The 19,138-nt window shown below is 41.3% G+C and carries 19 protein-coding genes; 14 read left to right on the forward strand and 5 right to left on the reverse strand.

Features of this window, described 5'->3' with window-relative positions:
• The first annotated feature begins 79 nt into the window (after positions 1-79).
• From V7K45_RS16500 to V7K45_RS16555, 12 genes are all read left to right on the forward strand, one after another.
• On the forward strand, positions 80-355 hold the full coding sequence (locus tag V7K45_RS16500; RefSeq protein ID WP_335005229.1) for a type II toxin-antitoxin system RelE family toxin: 276 nt from the start codon (positions 80-82) through the stop codon (positions 353-355).
• Between the two features lie 442 nt (positions 356-797).
• Complete coding sequence (locus V7K45_RS16505; protein ID WP_335005231.1) at positions 798-3,809, forward strand: UPF0182 family protein; 3,012 nt, start codon at positions 798-800, stop codon at positions 3,807-3,809.
• Between the two features lie 549 nt (positions 3,810-4,358).
• A complete protein-coding gene (locus V7K45_RS16510) occupies positions 4,359-6,431 on the forward strand; it encodes a bifunctional metallophosphatase/5'-nucleotidase (RefSeq protein WP_335005233.1) in 2,073 nt (690 codons plus the stop codon).
• A gap of 89 nt (positions 6,432-6,520) precedes the next feature.
• Positions 6,521-7,411 (forward strand): isopenicillin N synthase family dioxygenase, encoded by an 891-nt coding sequence (locus V7K45_RS16515; protein WP_335005235.1) that lies wholly within the window; start codon positions 6,521-6,523, stop codon positions 7,409-7,411.
• A gap of 55 nt (positions 7,412-7,466) precedes the next feature.
• The gene (locus V7K45_RS16520) at positions 7,467-8,606 is read left to right on the forward strand and encodes an NAD(P)/FAD-dependent oxidoreductase (RefSeq protein ID WP_335005237.1); all 1,140 of its coding nucleotides are present in this window, start codon (positions 7,467-7,469) and stop codon (positions 8,604-8,606) included.
• A 159-nt stretch (positions 8,607-8,765) separates the two neighbouring features.
• Positions 8,766-9,188: an ester cyclase gene (locus V7K45_RS16525; protein ID WP_335005239.1), complete on the forward strand. Its 423-nt coding sequence runs from the start codon at positions 8,766-8,768 to the stop codon at positions 9,186-9,188.
• 387 nt (positions 9,189-9,575) lie between these two features.
• Positions 9,576-10,892 carry an urea ABC transporter substrate-binding protein gene (gene urtA, locus V7K45_RS16530; protein WP_335005241.1) on the forward strand — a complete coding sequence of 439 codons (1,317 nt, stop codon included), beginning with the start codon at positions 9,576-9,578 and terminating at the stop codon, positions 10,890-10,892.
• Between the two features lie 166 nt (positions 10,893-11,058).
• Positions 11,059-12,219: an ABC transporter permease subunit gene (locus tag V7K45_RS16535; protein WP_335005243.1), complete on the forward strand. Its 1,161-nt coding sequence runs from the start codon at positions 11,059-11,061 to the stop codon at positions 12,217-12,219.
• Positions 12,220-12,246: 27 nt separating this feature from the next.
• Positions 12,247-13,368: an urea ABC transporter permease subunit UrtC gene (gene urtC, locus V7K45_RS16540; protein ID WP_335005245.1), complete on the forward strand. Its 1,122-nt coding sequence runs from the start codon at positions 12,247-12,249 to the stop codon at positions 13,366-13,368.
• A complete protein-coding gene (urtD, locus tag V7K45_RS16545; RefSeq protein ID WP_335005247.1) occupies positions 13,343-14,089 on the forward strand; it encodes an urea ABC transporter ATP-binding protein UrtD in 747 nt (248 codons plus the stop codon). Before urtC ends, urtD begins: the two co-directional genes overlap by 26 nt.
• Positions 14,090-14,148: 59 nt before the next feature.
• A complete protein-coding gene (locus V7K45_RS16550; protein ID WP_109007382.1) occupies positions 14,149-14,355 on the forward strand; it encodes a type II toxin-antitoxin system HicB family antitoxin in 207 nt (68 codons plus the stop codon).
• A gap of 2 nt (positions 14,356-14,357) precedes the next feature.
• Positions 14,358-14,582 carry a type II toxin-antitoxin system HicA family toxin gene (locus V7K45_RS16555; RefSeq protein WP_335005250.1) on the forward strand — a complete coding sequence of 75 codons (225 nt, stop codon included), beginning with the start codon at positions 14,358-14,360 and terminating at the stop codon, positions 14,580-14,582.
• A gap of 53 nt (positions 14,583-14,635) precedes the next feature.
• Here V7K45_RS16555 and V7K45_RS16560 read toward each other — a convergent pair whose 3' ends face one another.
• Both V7K45_RS16560 and V7K45_RS16565 read right to left on the reverse strand, forming a co-directional pair.
• Positions 14,636-15,229, reverse strand: a complete 594-nt coding sequence (locus V7K45_RS16560) for a Uma2 family endonuclease (RefSeq protein WP_335005252.1) — start codon at positions 15,227-15,229, stop codon at positions 14,636-14,638.
• A gap of 230 nt (positions 15,230-15,459) precedes the next feature.
• Positions 15,460-15,855 (reverse strand): hypothetical protein, encoded by a 396-nt coding sequence (locus V7K45_RS16565; protein WP_335005254.1) that lies wholly within the window; start codon positions 15,853-15,855, stop codon positions 15,460-15,462.
• A gap of 132 nt (positions 15,856-15,987) precedes the next feature.
• On the opposite strand from V7K45_RS16565, the gene V7K45_RS16570 reads away from it, so the two are divergent.
• Both V7K45_RS16570 and V7K45_RS16575 read left to right on the forward strand, forming a co-directional pair.
• A complete protein-coding gene (locus tag V7K45_RS16570) occupies positions 15,988-16,242 on the forward strand; it encodes a hypothetical protein (protein WP_335005256.1) in 255 nt (84 codons plus the stop codon).
• 222 nt (positions 16,243-16,464) lie between these two features.
• Positions 16,465-17,079, forward strand: a complete 615-nt coding sequence (locus V7K45_RS16575; RefSeq protein ID WP_335005258.1) for a Uma2 family endonuclease — start codon at positions 16,465-16,467, stop codon at positions 17,077-17,079.
• A 49-nt stretch (positions 17,080-17,128) separates the two neighbouring features.
• On the opposite strand, the gene V7K45_RS16580 is transcribed toward V7K45_RS16575, so the two are convergent.
• The 3 genes from V7K45_RS16580 to V7K45_RS16590 form a co-directional block, all read right to left on the reverse strand.
• Positions 17,129-18,046, reverse strand: a complete 918-nt coding sequence (locus tag V7K45_RS16580; RefSeq protein WP_335005259.1) for a peroxiredoxin family protein — start codon at positions 18,044-18,046, stop codon at positions 17,129-17,131.
• Positions 18,047-18,110: 64 nt separating this feature from the next.
• Positions 18,111-18,422 carry a rodlin gene (locus V7K45_RS16585; RefSeq protein WP_335005260.1) on the reverse strand — a complete coding sequence of 104 codons (312 nt, stop codon included), beginning with the start codon at positions 18,420-18,422 and terminating at the stop codon, positions 18,111-18,113.
• Between the two features lie 170 nt (positions 18,423-18,592).
• A complete protein-coding gene (locus V7K45_RS16590) occupies positions 18,593-18,835 on the reverse strand; it encodes a chaplin (protein WP_335005262.1) in 243 nt (80 codons plus the stop codon).
• Positions 18,836-19,138 lie beyond the last annotated feature (303 nt).

Genomic DNA, 19,138 nt, shown 5'->3' on the forward strand with positions numbered 1-19,138 from the left:
CGCTTAAACCCCATAAACGACTCTATTTCCAGCGTGGTTTCTATGCCCTATCCCTTATGCAGCAACCTTTATAGGTAGGTTGTCACCCTCTGAGAGTTTGAGGATTGCTAAGACTGCTGAAAAGGATTTGAATGATTTACAAGCTAAACAATATAAGCAAGTTGTAGCTAAAATTCTTTCGCTTCAAGGTAATTCTCAACCCCAGGACTGTAAGGCATTGAAGGGTTATGAAGGTGGCTATCGTGTCGATCGAGGTGAGTACAGGATTCTTTACACTATTGACCACGATCACCAGATGATTGATGTTTTTCGTGTTGGCAAGAGGAATGATGGTGAAGTCTACAAAAATTTGTAGTTTTTCCGGCTTCACTTCTTTTTGCATTGAGTAGCGTTGCAGTAACTTCCAACTTCAACTTCCAACTTCACCAGCTAGTTGGTGGAAGTTGGAAGTCAGGAGTTAGAAGTCAGGGGTCAATTGCGATCGCTGATGACCGTTGCACCTAAACTGCGATCGCCAATGAGCCGACGGTGAGTAACTTGTTAAGATGATGTTGACTCAAAATCAGTCAAAGCAAACCATCACTGACGACCATTAGAAGCATGAAGTCTACTTCCTCGTTCCCAGTCGGAGACTGGGAATGCATTCATTGAGTCTCTGACTCAATATCTTACTGGAGGCAGAGCCTCTAAATCAGGCATTCCCATGCAGAGCATGGAAACGAGATCGACGACAAAAAATTTCAAAGAGTAAACAGCTTGCAAATAGAGAATTGGCGTTCTTCTTAAATTACATATCAATGTATTGGAAATGGGGCTTTAGGCTATTAATCGGATTTTTGGGGCTGTGGCTACTTTTGGATATGGGTTCCCGTCTGGGAGCAGAGATTTTTTGGTTTCGGGAAGTCGGCTATCTCCAAGTATTTTTGTTGAGGCTGCTGACTCGTGGTATTTTGTGGGTAGTTGTGGCTGGAATAACTGCTGCCTATCTACTGTTAAACCTGGCTTTAGCACAACGGCTAAAATATTCCCAGTTAAAGATTGAGCAACCAGAACTCAACGGTGAATTAACAAATTTTCTCAGTTCTAATTATCCAAGACGCAACGAAACGCAGATACTTGCGCCACAACGCTTTCAAGCATTAAAATTACGCTGGTTATTACCCTTAGCTCTAATACTGAGCTTGTTGATTGGGTTAATGCTGGCTCACTATGGTCAAATTGCTCTATTCTACTGGCATACTCCAGTTAATCAGGCTATTCTACCCGTTCCCGCTTTATTTCGACCGGAGACAATCTGGCAACTTTTGAGGCAGATTGTCTCTCAAGTCTGGTATCTCGGTTTAATTGGGGGAGTAGCGATCGCCATCTTAATCTATCCCCAATTTTTACTGACTGCGATCGCAATTCTCTCGAGTCCCATTTTTGCCTTCATCATCTTCCGACACTGGCCAAAGGTGCTGGAATATTTGCACCCTACCCTTTTCAACAGCACTGAGCCTTTATTTGGTCGAGATATCAGCTTTTACGTATTTTCCTTACCCTTTTGGGAACTGCTAGAACTCTGGCTGATGGGTTTATGTTTGTATGGCTTTGTCGCCGTTGCTCTCACTTATCTCTTATCGGCTGACAGTTTGAGTCAGGGAATTTTCCCCGGTTTTTCGCCCCAGCAGCAGCGTCATTTATTCGGTATGGGTGGCTTGTTGATGCTGGTAGTGGCTTTTAGTTATTGGTTGAGTCGCTATGAACTGGTGTATTCTAGCCGGGGAGTCAGTTATGGCGCCAGTTATACCGATGTGACATCCCAGTTGCCAGCTTACACCGTCTTGTGCATTGTGGCAGTAGCGATCGCCTTTTACCTACTTGGGCGAACGTTTTTCTGGAAACCAAAATCTCAGTATCGTCGCTTTGTATTTTACGGGTTAGGGGTTTATCTAGTATTAGTTGTAGCTGCTGATGTTGTTTTACCTACTATGGTGCAATATTTAATTGTCCAACCTAATGAGTTGCAACGAGAGCAAACCTACATTCAGCGGACTATTGCCTTGACTCGCCAAGCATTTGATTTAGAGGCGATCGATTCTAGAAGCTTCAACCCGCAAGGAACATTGACTGAAGTTGATATTCAAAAGAATGCCTCGACAATTCGGAATATTCGCCTGTGGGATGAACGACCACTGTTAGAAACTAATCGTCAACTGCAACAAATTCGGCCGTATTATCGGTTTCCCGATGCCGATATCGATCGATATACTCTCAAAACAGATGAACCCTCACCTCGACCACCTGTCCCCCAAAAGCCGCCAGTAACGCAGCAGGAAGTAGTTGAATCAACAGAACGGCGGCAGGTACTGATTGCCGCGCGAGAATTAGACTATAGTGCCGTACCACAGGAAGCTCAAACATGGGTTAATCGCCATTTAATTTATACCCACGGTTTCGGCTTTACTGTTAGTCCAGTTAATACAGTTGGGCCGGGTGGACTACCAGAATATTTTGTTAAAGATATTAGCGGTAATAGTAGCGCTCTCACAACTTCTAATGAAGCCGTTCGTCAAAGTATTCCGATTGGACAACCCCGGATTTATTACGGTGAGATTACTAATACTTATGTAATGACTGGCACAAGAGTTAGAGAGCTAGACTATCCTAGCGGTAGTGATAATGTTTACAACTCTTACGAGGGTCTAGGTGGCGTTGAAATCGGTTCAGCATGGCGACGGTGGCTATTTGCGATGTATTTGAAAGATTGGCAGATGGTGCTGACGCGGGACTTTTTGCCAGATACAAAAGTGCTACTGCGACGAAATGTCAAGCAAAGAATTCAAGCGATCGCACCTTTTTTGAAATTTGACAGCGATCCTTATTTAGTTGCTGCTGCTGCTAATCAAGATTTCCCAAGTAATCCCAGTTATCTTTATTGGATTGTTGATGCTTACACAACGAGCGATCGCTATCCCTACTCAGACACTGGTAGCGATGGTATCAATTACATTCGCAATTCTATCAAAGTAGTGATTGATGCCTATCACGGCACTGTAAAGTTTTACATTGCCGATCGCAGCGATCCGATTATTGCCACTTGGTCAGCAATATTTCCCAATATGTTCAAACCGCTCAGTACAATGCCAGTCAATCTCCGCAGTCATACCCGATATCCGGTGGACTTTTTCAAAATTCAATCTGAGCGGTTGATGACTTACCACATGACCGACCCCCAAGTATTTTACAATCGGGAAGACCAGTGGCAGATTCCTAATGAAATCTATGGCAGTGAACCCCGTCCGGTAGAGCCGTATTATTTGATTACTAGTTTACCCACCGTAGACTTTGTTGGCGCAGCCTCTCGTAGAGAAGAATTTCTTCTATTTTTACCCTATACTCCCAAACAACGGACTAATTTAATCGCTTGGTTAGCGGCGCGATCGGATGGCAAAAACTACGGTAAGCTGCTGCTATATGTTTTTCCTAAAGAACGCCTGATTTACGGAACAGAGCAAATCGAGGCGCGGATTAACCAAGACCCAGTAATTTCTCAGCAAATTTCCTTGTGGAATCGCCAGGGTTCGAGAGCGATTCAAGGCAATCTACTAGTAATTCCCATTCAGCAATCGCTGCTGTATGTCGAGCCAATCTATTTAGAAGCCACACAGAATAGTCTGCCAACTTTGGTGCGGGTAGTCGTGGCTTACGAAAACCGGATTGTCATGGCGCAAACCTTAGAACAAGCATTGCAGGGAATCTTTAAACCAGAAGTTACACCAGCCCCAGCGATTATCCGTCCCTTTGAAGAAGCAGCCCCACCAGGTTAAGCGATTTTCAAACAACCTTCTAAGCTCGAATTTATCCAATTAAGTTGCGGATTATTAAATATTAGATTTTTTTGCATCCCTTGATTCATGCGATCGCAACCATTGGTTATCGCTGGCAATTGCTACTTCTTCGCAGTCTTTGCAATTGCCCCGAAAAAGTAGATTATTAATTAAGTATTAATATAAAAGGAGTTAAAAAAAGCGCATTTTTTTAACTCTATTTTCCCTATTTTATTTCAGTTTTTTCATCTGAAAACTTTCCTTTCAAAATTGCAGTGACTTTTTTACATACCCCCAAACTCCTTGTCAAAAGCTGCACATAAGATTCAACTTACCGTGTAATAGCATGATAATCAAGGGGCGATAGAAAATATCTTACTTTTCCTACTTTTCCTACCTTTCCTACCTTTCTTACTTTTTATCTATAATCTTTTGCTATACATAGGCAATTTCTAATAAGATGTGAAGATGAAATGAATATTAAAATTAACTTATGAAATATTTATTATGGGATTATTTATAATACAATGATGAGCTAGAAAATTTGTTATGTCTTTTTTAAATCGGAAAAGTCGATTTTTTAATAAGTTTAATCGCCGAGATTTAAGGACTAGCCAGTTATGGCTGATTATATCTAGCATCTTTTTATTTTTAGGAACTACTGGTGGTGTGGTACAAGTTAAAACAGCACAGAAGTCAGGGTTCAGACTACAACTTTTACATACTTCCGACCAAGAAGCAGGTGTCCCAGCGCTGAAGGATGCACCGAACTTTTCGGCGGTGTTGAATGCACTGAAAAATCAGGATGCTAATCGTGATGGCAAACCTGATTATCCTAATACCTTAATCCTTTCATCTGGAGATGCTTATATTCCGAGTCCCTTCTTATTTGCCAGTGACACAGCTTTTGGTGGTCAGGGACGAGGAGATATCTTAATTCTAAATGCTCTTGGGTTTGGTGCGATCGCCTTTGGCAATCACGAATTTGATTTAGGTACGGGTGTTGTCGCTGACTTGCTGCGTGCTAAAGAAGATTACTCAGGTACAAAATTTCCCTATCTCAGCGCGAATCTAGACTTTAGCACTGATAAAGACCTGGCAAAATTAGTTACTGCTGATGGACAAGAGGCAAGTAAAATTCCCAATAAAATTGCCCGTAGCACCATTATTACTGTCAATGGTGAAAAAATTGCTGTGGTTGGGGCGACAACTCCCACACTGCGGACTATTTCTTCTCCTGGTGGTGTGACTGTGTTGCCTAAAAAATTTAATGACCGTGAAACCGCAGATATCGCCGCCTTAGCTGCTGAAATTCAAACTTCTGTTGATACGGTGCTGACCAAAAACCCAGAGATTAATAAAGTAATTCTGTTGGCACACATGCAACAAATTGCCATTGAGCAAAAGCTAGCACAATTACTTAAGGGAGTAGATATTATTATTGCTGGCGGTTCCAATACCTTACTAGCCGACAAAACAGACCGTCTGCGAGTGGGTGATAAATCTGCTGGAACTTATCCAATCATCAAAAAAGCCGCAGATGGAAATCCGATAGCCGTAGTTAATACCGATGGAAACTATCGCTATGTTGGTCGTCTAGTAGTTAACTTTGATGCCAAGGGAGTGATTATTCCTAAAAGTATTGACCCTAAAATTAGCGGTGCTTATGCGACTGATTCTCAAGGTGTAGCAGATGTAGGTGGGAAACCCGATGCCAAAATTGTCGCCATTACAGAAGCGCTCAAAAAAGTGATTATTGCCCAAGATAGTCAGATTTTTGGGAAAACTAACGTTTTTCTCAACGGCTGGCGGGGTGATGTCCGCACCCAAGAAACCAATTTCGGGAATTTGACAGCCGATGCTAATTTAGCGATCGCTAAACGATATGATCCTAAAACTGTCATTTCCATCAAAAATGGTGGTGGTATCCGTGACAATATCGGTATCTATACCTTTCCCCCAGGTTCGACTCGCTCACAGGATGTTATCAAACTACCACCCCAAGCAAATCCTGTAGCAGGTAAGAAAGAAAAAGAAATTTCCCAACTTGATATCGCCAATGCTTTACGGTTCAACAATAGCTTGACTTTAGTTACTTTGAATGCTAAAGAACTAATAGCAGTAATTGAACACAGTGTAGCAGCGATCGCGCCGGGTGCTACCCCTGGCAGTTTTCCCCAAGTAGCGGGATTAGCCTTTAGCTTTGACCCAGATTTGCCAGCAGGTAAGCGTGTTAAATCCCTGGCTATCAAAGATGGAAAAGGCAAAATTATTGATGTAGTAGTGAAAAATGCAGAGTTAGTGGGTGACTCTAATCGCATCTTCCGCGCTGTCACCCTAAACTTTCTAGCAAATGGTGGTGATGGTTATCCTTTTCCTAAAAGAGAACGGGTTGATTTGACATCAAAAGATGCTAAACGTACAGGTTTAGCTACCTTTGCTGCTGATGGTTCTGAACAAGATGCATTAGCAGAATATCTGGCTGCTAACTTTAAGCAGATTCCATTTGCTCAGGAGGATGTACCACCTAGCGAAGATACTCGCATTCAAAATCTGAAGTTGCGTAAAGAAGAGGGGAATGGGGAAGGGGTAAGGGGTAAAGGGGAAGGAGTAAAGGAATAGAATTTTCCCTTTAACCTTTTCCCTTTTCCCTTTTCCCTTTTCCCTTTAACCTTTTCCCCTTCTCAGTAAAGATGTGGTATTTTGAATCAATGGTCAGAATTCCAGTGATTGATTTCACTAATTTTACTAAGGGTAACGCAATAACTCGGCAAGCTGTCATCAAAGAAATCTATGAAGCTTGTCACGAAATTGGCTTCATGTACTTGCAAAATTCGGCAATATCAAAAGAGCTAATCGAGGAAGTATTCAATCACAGCAAATCTTTTTTCAATTTACCTTTAGAAGTTAAGCAAAAGCAAGCCTGGAGTGATGAATTTAGTAATATGGGTTACGTTGGGATTGAAAGAGAACGTCTTGACCCCAATAAACCAGGCGACTTAAAAGAGGCGTTTAATGTCAACAAAGAAGCGGTGGGGATAGATGCTTCTCTTGTCACCTTTTATGATAATTGTACAGAACTTGCTAACAGGATATTACAAGCTTATGCGTTGGCGTTGGAATTGCCAGAAGATTTTTTTACTATAAGACATAATCAACAAAATCATACCTTGCGACTATTACACTATCCCCCATTGCAGACACCACCGAAACCCGGACAGGTGCGTGCTGGTGAACATTCCGATTATGGCAGTATTACCCTACTTTTCCAAGATGACATTGGCGGGTTAGAAGTACAGACAGTATTTGGAGAGTGGATTGTTGCGCCTGCAATTCCTGATACTGTAATAGTCAATACTGGCGATTTAATGCAACGGTGGACAAATCATCTGTTTTGCTCAACTAAGCATCGAGTGATGATTCCCACTGATAATAGGGTGAATCAATCCCGGTATTCTATGGCTTTTTTCTGTCATCCTAATGATGATACAGAAATTGCTTGTTTGGAGAGTTGCAAGAAAGAACAATCGCCTATCTATCCCCCTATCCTGGCGGGAGAATATCTTTTAAGCCGTTTACAAGCAACTTATGGTAATTCGTAATGACGCTCGCGGACTCGCTACCGCTACGCTAACGTAATTAAGAAAGACATTTAATATGAAAACCTACGATTGGATTGTGGTTGGTGGCGGAATTACGGGTGCTGCACTCGCTTATGAACTGGCTAAAACTGGGTTTTCTGTACTTTTGTTGGAGCAATACAGCAGACCAGAGAATGCAACTCGCTATAGTTATGGTGGGCTTGCCTATTGGTCGGGTACTACGCCACTAACTCGGTTATTGTGCGAAGAAGCGATCGCACGTTACCATATCCTATCTCAAGAGTTAGACGCTGATATTCAATTTCGGGAATTAGATTTATTACTGACTATTTCAGCCGATAACGACCCAAAAACAACTGCGGCATTATACAATGATTGTGCCATTCCACCTCGTTTACTCAGTATTCAAGAAGCTTGTGAGTTGGAACCGCAGCTAAATCGAGAGGCGATATCTGGTGCTTTAACTGTCAAACACGGTCATATTCACCCAGAAAAAACAGCACAAGCTTACATCCAAGCTTTTGAGCGGACTGGCGGTGAAGTGCAGATTACCCAAGTTTTGCAAGTATTGCAAGATGGCGTCCAAACTACCACTGCAACTTTTCACAGCGCTAACGTTGTCGTTTGTGCGGGTGGACTCAGCCGCCAGCTGCTCAAATCTGCTGGTGTTTCCATCAAGCTGTATTTTACCCACGAAGAAATCATTGAAACCCCAGCCGTTGATGTCAGGTTACGCACCTTAGTTATGCCAGCGAGTCAAAAACGGTTTCAACTAGAAGCTGAATCTGCTCAAGTTGAGGAATTATGGGATGAACTTGGTAATGAGCTAGTACCAGCGATTTTAGATGTGGGTGCAATTCAGTTTCAAGATGGTAGTATCCGCATCGGTCAAATTAGCCGGGCGATCGCAGATCCTCATGCCGAGGTAAACTCAGACGTAAGCGAAAAATGGTTGCGAAAAGGTGTTGGTCAAATTTTACCAGCATTGGAGAATTTACCAGGGACTTGGTATCACTGCTTAGTGGCATTTAGTAGCAATCAACTTCCCTTAATTGGTGCTATTCCAGGATTGGAAGGCGTTCATGTTTTCTCTGGATTTAGTAATCCCCTAGTACTTATACCACCTTTGGCAAAGCGCTTTGCTAATTTTGCAACTGGTCAGGAAGATGAAATTATTACACAAATGCTAATCTAAAAGCCCGCAGCGAAAAACACACATATTACTGATGCTGACAAATTAAGCGCTGCACTGATTTTAATTCAATCTCAAACTTGGTTAATTGACAATAGTGCATCTTGTCTGTCTAAATAAATAATTAGAGTTCGCCTAATTTTCAGTAGAGGAACAGCAGCAATGTCTTCCATTGAGGACAACAAAATCATTGCTCAACGGTGGATTGAACTTATTAGCGAGCATAAAATCGAAGAAATTTGCGAGATAACCGCCCCGAATTGGAAAATGCACGGTGGTTTACCAGGACTTCCCCTAGGCCCTGAAGGAGTACGCAAACTCTTTGGTTCATTTGGGCCTATCCAGCAGAAATGGACAATTGAAGACGTAATTGCTGAAGGTGACAAAGTTGTTGTGCGTGCGACTAATACTTGCATCCAGGAGAGTTTTCTTGGCATACCAAGTCGCGGTCGTCAGCAGATATTCACCGCTACATTCATTCATTATATTGCCGACGGAAAGATAATTGAAACCTGGCGAAACGCTGACGATCTTGGACGGGTTCTTCAACTTGGGGCACGGATTGAACCAGGTATATCTGAGTAATAGCAGTATTAAATATAAAATAAACTCCTAGTTTGTAGTAAGCGATTTATCGCTCAAAGCAACGATTATCAGGACTAAAGTCCTTACTACAAACTTTAAATTTATTTATGCCTAGATACTTAGCAGTTTTTAACTGTCTAGAATCAAAGATGTTTGTGGAAGAGAAAGGTTTTGTTCTTCCATAACGTATTGCATAGATATGAGAATCTTTATAAAGTTAATAAAGCTTAATCTTAAAAAGTTTGTTTTTTATTACAAAAACAAACTTTTTTGTATAAGTCGTCACTTTTTACTAGTAAACTATCGCACTAATATCACACTTTAAAGATTGATATTGTCAGCTTTCTATAAGTTGGCTGATTCATCAACAGGAAAATTCATAAAAAGATGAGAAGACAATTTAACCGACGCAAGTTTATAATCTACGGTTCTTTAACTTTTGGAAGCAGCTTTTTTTTGAAAGCTTGCGCGAATAATTCTCCAACTGCAACACAGAGTCCAGCCGCACCTCCTACTGCTTCACCAGCGGCGGCGACTGCTGGTGACACTATCAAAGTAGGTATTTTGCACTCTCTGAGTGGTACGATGTCTATTAGTGAAAAAAGCGTTGTTGATGCTGAAAAGTTAGCAATCAAAGAAATTAACGCTGCTGGTGGTGTTTTAGGTAAGCAAATTGAAGCAATTACCGAAGATGGCGCTTCTAACTGGGATACTTTTAGAGAAAAGGCAACTAAGCTAATCGATCAAGATAAAGTAGCTGTAGTTTTTGGTTGTTGGACTTCTGCTAGCCGCAAGAATGTTAAGCCAGTATTTGAGAGCAAAAACCACATGCTCTGGTATCCTGTGCAATATGAAGGTCAAGAGTGTTCTAAAAATATCTTCTATACTGGCGCTGCACCCAATCAACAAATTGAACCATCTGTTGATTGGCTGTTAAAAAATAAAGGCAAAGAATTCTTCTTAGTTGGCTCTGACTACGTTTTTCCCCGGACAGCTAATACCATCATTAAAGCTCAACTAGAAGCTTTAGGCGGAAAAACAGTTGGTGAGGATTATTTACCTCTTGGTAACACAGAAGTTACACCAATTATCACTAAAATCAAGCAAAATTTGCCCAATGGTGGCGTGATTTACAACACCTTAAATGGTGATAGCAACGTTGCTTTCTTCAAACAATTAAAAGGGGCGGGATTGACACCAGATAAATATCCCTCCATGTCTGTAAGTATTGCTGAAGAAGAAGTGAAAGCAATTGGTGTAGAGTATCTCAAAGGTCACTATGCAGCTTGGAACTATTTCCAAACAGTAGACACACCTGCTAATAAGAAGTTTGTAGCAGCTTTCAAAAAAGAATATGGTGAAAATCGGGTGACAAATGACCCAATGGAAGCAGCATACATTGCAGTTTATTTGTGGAAGCAAGCAGTCCAAAAAGCTGGTACTACAGATATAGCGAAGGTAAGCGCTGCGGCTTATGGTCAAACTCTAGATGCACCTGAAGGTAAAGTGACAATGGATGCCAATCATCACATATCTAAAATTGTGCGGATTGGTCAAGTTAGACAAGATGGTTTATTTGATATTGTCTATGCTACTCCGGCAGCGGTTGAACCAGTGCCTTGGAATCAATTTGTGAAAGAAACTAAGGGATTTGCTTGTGATTGGAGTGACCCTGCTAAGGGTGGTAAGTACAAGAAAGTTTAAGTCATGAGTCATTTCTCGTTTCCAGGTTCTACCTGGAAATGCTGCTCATTGGGCTGCTGCCGCTTCTATAGGAGGCAGAGCCTCCTAATAGGCATTCCCAGTCGGAGACTGGGAACGAGGCACACGAGATACTAACTACTCGCTGATAGCTGTTGTGGAGAAATAAGTGTTAGCAGGATTTTTAGAAGCTGTATTTAATGGTATTAGTATTGGTGCGGTATTATTAATCGCAGCGTTGGGACTAGCGATTATATTTGGCTTGATGGGCGTCATCAATATGGCGCATGGTGAATTGATGATGTTTGGCGCTTATACAACATTTGTTGTGCAAAATGTCTGCAAACAATTGGGTGGGGTGTGGTTTGAAGTCTATATATTTTTGGCTTTGATTATTGCTTTTATCTTCACGGCTACTGTGGGATTAATTCTAGAAAAAGGTGTGATTCGTTATCTCTATGGACGCCCATTAGAAACTCTATTGGCAACTTGGGGAGTAAGTTTAATTTTTCAGCAGTTTGTCCGCAGCGTGAATTGGATATTGATAATTGGTCTAGGTTTATTTTCTCTGCTGTTTTTTGGAGGTTTATGGATTTTAAATTCCCGCACTGATTTAGGAAGGGTTCGTAACTGGATTGTGACAGCGATATTTTTATTATCGCTGGGGGTGACAATCACAACAGGAAATTTATTGAGTCAAACTTATCAGTTAGCAGTAACTCAACCTTGGTTTGGCGCTCAAAATGTGGATGTTACAGCACCGACTTGGTTACAAGCAGGGGTATCTTTAGGTGGTGTGCAATTGCCTTTTGCCAGGTTATTTATTATTGCTTTAACAATAATCTGTGTGGCGGGAATTTACTTATTTTTACAACGTTCTAGCTGGGGTTTAAGAATTCGGGCGGTGACACAAAACCGGAGTATGAGTGCTTGTTTAGGTATCCCAACTCAAAAGGTGGATGCAATTACTTTTGCACTGGGTTCGGGTTTAGCTGGTGTGGCAGGATGTGCGATTAGTTTACTCGGTTCTGTAGGGCCAAATACGGGACAAAACTATATTATTGATACTTTTATGGTGGTTGTCGTTGGGGGTGTGGGCAATTTAACCGGGACGATTGTGGCTGCTTTGGGTATTGGTACGGCTAATTTTTTAATTGGTTCTGGAACTCTAGCTTCGTTGTTAACTCCTGTTAAACCTTTGGCAGATTTATTTACTTTTTTTGCCACGACGAGTATGGCGAAGGTGATGGTATTTGCGCTGATTATTGTGTTTTTACAGTGGAAGCCTGGGGGGATTTTTCCGCAGAAGGGACGTACTGTTGATGTTTAAACCGCCAAGACTCAGAGGACGCAGAGAATGAAAAAGAAGGGGGGAAGGTTAATTTTAATCGAAGTTGGGGTGGTAGTCGCGATCGCACTCTTCCTCATCATCATTATGCCACTGCTGCTGTCGGAGTTTCGCTTGAATTTGTTGGGGCGATTTTTGTCGCTGGCGATCGCAGCTTTAGGTATCGATTTGATTTGGGGTTATACTGGTTTATTGAGTTTGGGACATGGTATTTTCTTTGGTTTGGGTGGATATGCGATCGCAATGTACCTAAAACTCCAAGTCCCTACTGGAGAATTGCCTGATTTCATGGGGCTTTATGGGGTTACAGAACTTCCCGCCTTTTGGCAACCTTTTTATTCTTTTCCTTTGACAATAGCTGCTGTGGTACTAATTCCAGGGTTATTGGCGGGATTGTTAGGATATTTGGTTTTCCGAAATCGCCTCAAGGGAGTTTATTTTTCTATCTTGACTCAAGCCGGAACTATTGTATTTTTCAACTTCTTTAATGGTCAGCAACAATTTTTTAACGGCACGAACGGACTGATAGATTTTACAACTTTGTTTGGGGCAACAGTTAGCGATGCCAAGACGCAGTTTATTTTCTACATGCTGACGGTAGTGCTTCTCGCAGCCACTTACGGTATTTGTCGCTGGTTGACAACTGGACGCTTTGGCAGATTGTTGATAGCGATTCGTGATGATGAAAGTCGGGTACGATTTTCTGGCTATGACCCTACAGATTTTAAGGTGTTGGTGTTTGCAGTTTCAGGTGCGATCGCAGGCATCGCAGGAGCATTTTACACCATTCAAAGTGGTTCTGTCTCACCTAGAGCAATGGATATTGCCTTTTCGATTGAAATGGTGATTTGGGTAGCGGTAGGCGGACGCGCTACTTTAATTGGCGCGATTGTCGGAACTTTATTAGTCAATTATGCCCGCACTTTTTTAAGCGAACAATTTGCCGAAATCTGGCTATTTTTCCAAGGCGCACTATTTTTGATAGTCGTCACAGTCCTTCCTGACGGTATCGTGGGATGGTTGCGTAGTCAGAATATTTCTCTTTTCAACCGTCGTCAAGAAATTGCTACATATCCCACCTTGGAAGAAGACCCCGAAGTGCAACATGAACGCGAAAATATTGGAAACTGAAAATGTAACTGTTAGTTTTGACGGTTTTAAAGCTTTAAACCAGCTTAACTTTAGTATGGATGTGGGTGAATTACGAGTAGTAATTGGCCCGAATGGTGCGGGAAAAACAACTTTTTTGGATGTAATTACGGGTAAAGTTCAGCCAACCGTGGGGCGAGTTTTATTCAAAGGAAGAAATCTGCGTTCTTTACCTGAATATAAAATTGCCCGATTGGGAATTGGACGCAAGTTTCAAACACCCCGAATTTACCTGAACTTAACGCCCCGTGAGAATCTAGAAATTACCATTAATAAGAAGAAAAATGTCTTTTCTACTTTGTTGGAACGTTCTAATGCTGTTGAAAAGAATAATATTAAAGGATTATTAGAAACCATCGGGTTAACGCCGAAAGCTGATATCAGAGCAGGTTTACTTTCTCACGGAGAAAAGCAACGTTTAGAAATTGGGATGTTAGTAGCACAGTCACCTGATTTGTTACTTGTTGATGAACCCGTTGCTGGTTTAACAGATGAGGAAACATACAATATCGGCGAACTCCTTTTAGCACTAGCGCAGAGTCATTCAATTTTAGTAATTGAACATGATATGGAATTTGTGCGTCAAATTGCCAAGAAAGTAACAGTATTACATGAAGGTTCGGTATTGTGCGAAGGTAATTTTGAAGAAGTGCAAAATGACTCTCGTGTGATTGAGGTATATTTGGGAAAACAGGAAGACTAAATTTTTAGCTCTACAAGGCTTAGATATACTATACTCACAAGCTTAGTGGATGAGGAAATATGAGGTTTAATGTAACGGTTGATCGTGATGAAGATGGTGCATGGATAGTAGAATGCCCCAGCATTCCGGGTTGTGTCAGTCAAGGTCAGACTAAGGAAGAAGCACTAGAGAATATCAAAGATGCGATAGCTGCCTGCTTACAAGTTCGTGCCGAGCGCGGTTTGCCACTTACCATAGAGACTCACCAAGTAGAGGTTGTGGCTTAGTTATGGCGTCTACTCTTCCTGTTCTTAGCGGACGTGAAGTCGTTTGTGTGTTTGAGTCATTTGGTTGGGAAGTTGCACGTCAAAGTGGAAGCCATATCATCCTAGTTAAGGAAGGAGAGTTAGCCACATTGTCTGTTCCTGAGCATCGTGAAGTAGCAAAAGGAACGTTGCGAAGTTTGATTCGCACTGCTGGGCTTACAGTCAACGAGTTTGTTTCTGCTATTTGATGCGGAGTGCATCCCAGTTTTTATTTTTCAATAAGATTCTATTTCCTTAGTAATTATGGTTGGTTTGCACTGTTAAACACCTGCTCTACTGTTAGCGCCCAATCAGCAATTACTACTGATTCCATGCAAGTTGCACCTATAAATACCTTATCCTCATACTGTCCCTCCACCCACTGGCAAATTGTAATTTGTTGTATCTGTGGGTCAACAATCCAATACTCTAATATTTCCCTAGCAGCATACTCTGTCCGCTTGTAGCGATAATCACGAACACTGTTTGCCGTCCCCGGAGAAACGATTTCAATCACTAGCGCAGGCGGCGGCATATCGCGGGTGAGGGTAGCGCGAGTTGCACCGATCAAGGCAGCATAAGATTCTTCTGTGTGAACCATTAAATCAGGTAAACGACATCTCGCCCGTCGCCCCGCTACCTCAATTTCTGTATCCTTATGAGCAACTAAATAAAAGGGGAAATGTTTCAGTAGTTCAACGAATAGAAATCTTGCCAGATTGCTATTTTCCTGACTTTCTGGTGGCATCTCGACTAGTTCTCCATCCACCAACTCATAGCGCGTGTCTGTACCATCGTCATAGGTAAGATACTCCTCAAAGGTCAGCAGTTTTTGAGTTTTCGTCCTTTGGGTCATTTGCTTTGCCTTCTTACCCTACATAGACTACCACTAAATGATAGTGTGAAGAAGTACATCATAATGACTGGAAAAAGAAACTCCACATTTTTTTCCATTCTTGCGCTTATGAGTTGATGCACAGTTTGGATATTGCATAGAGATTGTCTACAAGGGTCTGTGACGGTCGTACCACTTTGTGGAAGCAAGCTACGCGTAGCGTGTCGCAGACAAGACTTTAACGCTATTTTCTATGCAGTTTTCCCATTCTTATCTGATGCTTGCTCTGCAATATTTTTTAAGCGGCTCGCTCTCATTTTGCGGAGGCGATCGCTATTACGAACACCACCCGCCATTTCATATTCAGCGCTGTCTTTGCCGTACTTGATAGCAACCACCATTAACATTTTCTCAGAAAGCTGTTTCAAGTTTTTTTCCATCTCTTCAACTTCTGTTAAAGTAGAGTCAACTATAGCCAGAGCGCTATTATGAACGTCAATTTTGTTACGTAACTGTTCGATTGAATCAATCAGTTTTTCTAAAGTATAATCCTCTTCAAATTTAATGCTTGGAAGAATCGATTTCATCCCAGATGCTCTTAATTCAGCTTTTTCTAAAACGCGGGATGTACGTTTTTGACGAGACATAAATTTGCTCTTTTAAGATACTTCTAGAACTAGCTTGCCTCAATTAAACCCGATTCCGGTTCAGCATAAATCGCAAATTGCGATCGCAAAATTTTTCGCTTATACCAGTAATATCTCGGTATATAATTACTCATGATACGAAGGCAAGAGGTAAAAAACACAAGAGTAGTCGCTACAGACTTAAGAGTAGTCGCTACAGGGTTGAGAGTAGTCGCTACAGAATTGGGAGTAGTCGCTACAGAATTGGGAGTAGTCGCTACAGAATTGGGAGTAGTCGCTACAGCCTTAAGAATAGTCGCTACAGCCTTGAGAATAGTCGCTACAGACTTGGGAGTAGTGACTACAGACTTGGGAGTAGTAGTCTGCCAACCCAAAAATGCTAAGTGAGGACTGGGTAAAGGGGAAAGGGAAAAGGGTAAGGGATTTAAACCCTTTCCCCCTTCTCCCTTCCCCTTTACCCCGCCAAGTTCACTTGGCGAACTAGTAGTGACTACAGACTTGAGAGTAGTCGCTACAGTATTCTAATAAAGCTTACTGGTATATCTCTTATCTTGCGCCACAATCTAGGGGCAGCGATGGTAAAGTCAAATATATGTGGAGGTGGTAACTATGACTCAAACCCTACCCAAGTTAGTAACCTTTGAACAATTTATCGAGTGGTACCCTTCAAACGGGGCGCGATATGAACTACATAAAGGAGTCATTATAGAAATCTTCGCCCCAACTGGTGAACACGAAAATGTTGTTGGATTTTTGGCGGCACAGATAACCTTCCAGTTCTTGCAAATAGGACTTCCGTTTCGCATCCCCAAAACTGCTTTTGTCAAAATTCAGAGCAATAACTCAACCTATTCTCCTGACATTTTGGTATTAAATCATGACAATCTCGTGAATGAACCTCTGTGGAGCAAGCAATCGACTGTTATTCAAGCTGCATCTATCCCACTAGCTGTTGAAGTTGTTAGCAGCAACTGGCGAGACGACTACTATGACAAGTTCAGGGATTATGAAGAGATGGGGATTCCTGAGTATTGGATTGTAGACTATGCCGCGATCGGTGGCAAAAGATTTACTGGTAATCCTAAACAAAAAACTATTACAATTTGTGAATTAGTTGACGGAGATTATCAAATGACTGTGTTTGGGGGAAATAATCTTATCGCATCGCCTTTATTCCCTAAACTCAACTTGACAGCACAACAAATTTTTGATTCTGCTTTGTAAGTTTCGGCTTGAACGTATCGCGGCAGTCCAGGATACACCAGATTCACAATTAGCTGCTAGGAACAGATAAGCTTGGCTTAACGCGTTTCACGAAGGTTAACGGCATTACTCCCAACCATTTCTCTCGAATTATACCTTCCTCTAACAATACAGCAGTGGGAAAAGCATTGGTTAAGCGTGCCACGACAGTAGGACTCATTGCCACTACCGGAAAGTTGATATTATTAGATTGAACAAATTCTTCAACTTGTTCTGATGTTTGGGGAACTCCCGCTACTACATCAGGTAAATCAGTTCTTTGGTGAACCACTTTTAGCACTTTGAGCCAGTTTTTGCACGTTGGACAACCAGGCATTAAAAACACAACCAGTTTTTCTCCTGCTGTTAAGCTTTCGGTATATTCATTTAGCCATTGTGGTTGCCAAGGACGATTAACCTTAAGCGGATCTAAGTCTAAGATAGGTTTTTTCTTCTTCCAGAAATATACGTATGAAATAGCAGTTAATAGACAACTTGTTACTAAAGAAATAAAGAATGCTGTGACTTGTTGTGAAACAGTTAAAATATCGGCAACCGGATAAAACCAAGCCAACCCCATCAAAGTAATGTAGAGAGCATTGAGGAGTAAACTTTGTTTGGGACTAATATCAATTAGACCGTTATAGCAACCACAATCATCTGTGCGTTTGGTCGAAGTACTCCAGTAAGTTAAACCTGATAAAAGCAATAGTAAAACAATTGTACCGATAAATAGCCACTGGGGAAACAGACGCAAAATCAGGGCTATTCCAAGGACGCACTCTAAAATTGTAAAAGCGATCGCTGCACCTACATTCACTTTTTGCGGAAATAACCGCAATTGACTAATGTGGATAAGAAATCTAGTTGGTGCAAGTGCTTTGACAACACCAGTCACCAGAAATACACTGCCAACCACTAAAGAACTTATCAGAGAAATTAAATACATAATGCTTGCGATCGCAATTTAATCGTAATCGTAATAGTCAATAGCTATATATCCCATCTAAGTTTCAGCTACCGCCAGAAGCATTGCCAGACAAAACTGGTATATTGTCTAGTATGTGTGATAGGGGTTCATCTCCTTTTGCTTGTGTTGAATTCTCTGTACATTGTTGATTTTGTGGATTACTTAAAACATTAATATCTTGAACTCCTATGTTTAATAAAGCAACTAGCGATTGAGCATTAATTTTAGCAGGTAAACCTATACATGGTTTGGTACTTAATTCTGCCGTAATACCTCCTACTACTGCCATTAATTCTGCATCACTCAATTCTTCAAACAAGCTAGTTTCCAAGTCAGCAATTTTGTTATTTATCATAAATTATTTGTTCACTAATTGAAGTTGCATTGATTTGAGCATGTTGTAACGCTTAATGTGCTTCAGATCAGATGTATTAGTTTTTCTGAAAAATCCCTTAACCTTTCAAAGATTTATCCAATATGCTTGCGATCGCTATTTAATCGTAATAGTCAATAGAGCGCAAATCGTTACGCATTTACACAAGTATTCCCGAAAGCTGGGTTAAGTAGACCAATTACATTGATAGTATTAACACAAACATTAATTGGTACATGAACGGGTACTTGAGCAAGGTTTCCCGAAAGAACTCCAGGAGAACCAACAGCAGCACCCTCAGCACTACTATCTCCGCCAATTATACTTAATAAATCAGCATCATCTAGTTCTTCAAACAAGCTAGTTTCCAAGTCAGTAATTTTGTTGTTTATCATACGTTGATTTTCAATTTATTGTGCTTAAGAGTAACTTGAAACCTAACAGGTTATTTGATAGCTTGTCAACACTTTTTACTCAATATCCTACTTTTCCTACTTTTCCTACTTTACCCAAGATAAAGGTTGGGTTTTGTTCCTAAACCAATTTCTACTTATTTTTATTTCCTCAGAGTGATAAAAGAGGGCGTCGCTCGAATTGATCTGTAAATCAATACGGTTCAGTTAAGGCTGAAAGTCGTGTAAATTAAGCATTGTCCAAGAATGAAAATGAGCGTGTGGTGCATCTCAAAGATTTCTTAT

The organism is Nostoc sp. (genome assembly GCF_036917375.1).
In the GTDB taxonomy this organism is placed as follows: Bacteria; Cyanobacteriota; Cyanobacteriia; order Cyanobacteriales; family Nostocaceae; genus Nostoc.

Excerpts from the sequence above, each read along its gene's own strand:
- V7K45_RS16520 (WP_335005237.1), top strand. The coding sequence starts at position 7,467 with ATGAAAACCTACGATTGGATTGTGGTTGGTGGCGGAATTACGGGTGCT.
- V7K45_RS16550 (WP_109007382.1), top strand. The coding sequence starts at position 14,149 with ATGAGGTTTAATGTAACGGTTGATCGTGATGAAGATGGTGCATGGATA.
- V7K45_RS16560 (WP_335005252.1), bottom strand. The coding sequence starts at position 15,229 with ATGACCCAAAGGACGAAAACTCAAAAACTGCTGACCTTTGAGGAGTAT.
- V7K45_RS16590 (WP_335005262.1), bottom strand. The coding sequence starts at position 18,835 with ATGATAAACAACAAAATTACTGACTTGGAAACTAGCTTGTTTGAAGAA.
- urtA (WP_335005241.1), top strand. The coding sequence starts at position 9,576 with ATGAGAAGACAATTTAACCGACGCAAGTTTATAATCTACGGTTCTTTA.
- V7K45_RS16580 (WP_335005259.1), bottom strand. The coding sequence starts at position 18,046 with ATGTATTTAATTTCTCTGATAAGTTCTTTAGTGGTTGGCAGTGTATTT.
- V7K45_RS16585 (WP_335005260.1), bottom strand. The coding sequence starts at position 18,422 with ATGATAAATAACAAAATTGCTGACTTGGAAACTAGCTTGTTTGAAGAA.
- urtC (WP_335005245.1), top strand. The coding sequence starts at position 12,247 with ATGAAAAAGAAGGGGGGAAGGTTAATTTTAATCGAAGTTGGGGTGGTA.
- V7K45_RS16505 (WP_335005231.1), top strand. The coding sequence starts at position 798 with ATGTATTGGAAATGGGGCTTTAGGCTATTAATCGGATTTTTGGGGCTG.
- V7K45_RS16570 (WP_335005256.1), top strand. The coding sequence starts at position 15,988 with ATGATACGAAGGCAAGAGGTAAAAAACACAAGAGTAGTCGCTACAGAC.
- V7K45_RS16510 (WP_335005233.1), top strand. The coding sequence starts at position 4,359 with ATGTCTTTTTTAAATCGGAAAAGTCGATTTTTTAATAAGTTTAATCGC.
- V7K45_RS16555 (WP_335005250.1), top strand. The coding sequence starts at position 14,358 with ATGGCGTCTACTCTTCCTGTTCTTAGCGGACGTGAAGTCGTTTGTGTG.
- V7K45_RS16575 (WP_335005258.1), top strand. The coding sequence starts at position 16,465 with ATGACTCAAACCCTACCCAAGTTAGTAACCTTTGAACAATTTATCGAG.
- urtD (WP_335005247.1), top strand. The coding sequence starts at position 13,343 with ATGAACGCGAAAATATTGGAAACTGAAAATGTAACTGTTAGTTTTGAC.
- V7K45_RS16515 (WP_335005235.1), top strand. The coding sequence starts at position 6,521 with ATGGTCAGAATTCCAGTGATTGATTTCACTAATTTTACTAAGGGTAAC.
- V7K45_RS16565 (WP_335005254.1), bottom strand. The coding sequence starts at position 15,855 with ATGTCTCGTCAAAAACGTACATCCCGCGTTTTAGAAAAAGCTGAATTA.
- V7K45_RS16525 (WP_335005239.1), top strand. The coding sequence starts at position 8,766 with ATGTCTTCCATTGAGGACAACAAAATCATTGCTCAACGGTGGATTGAA.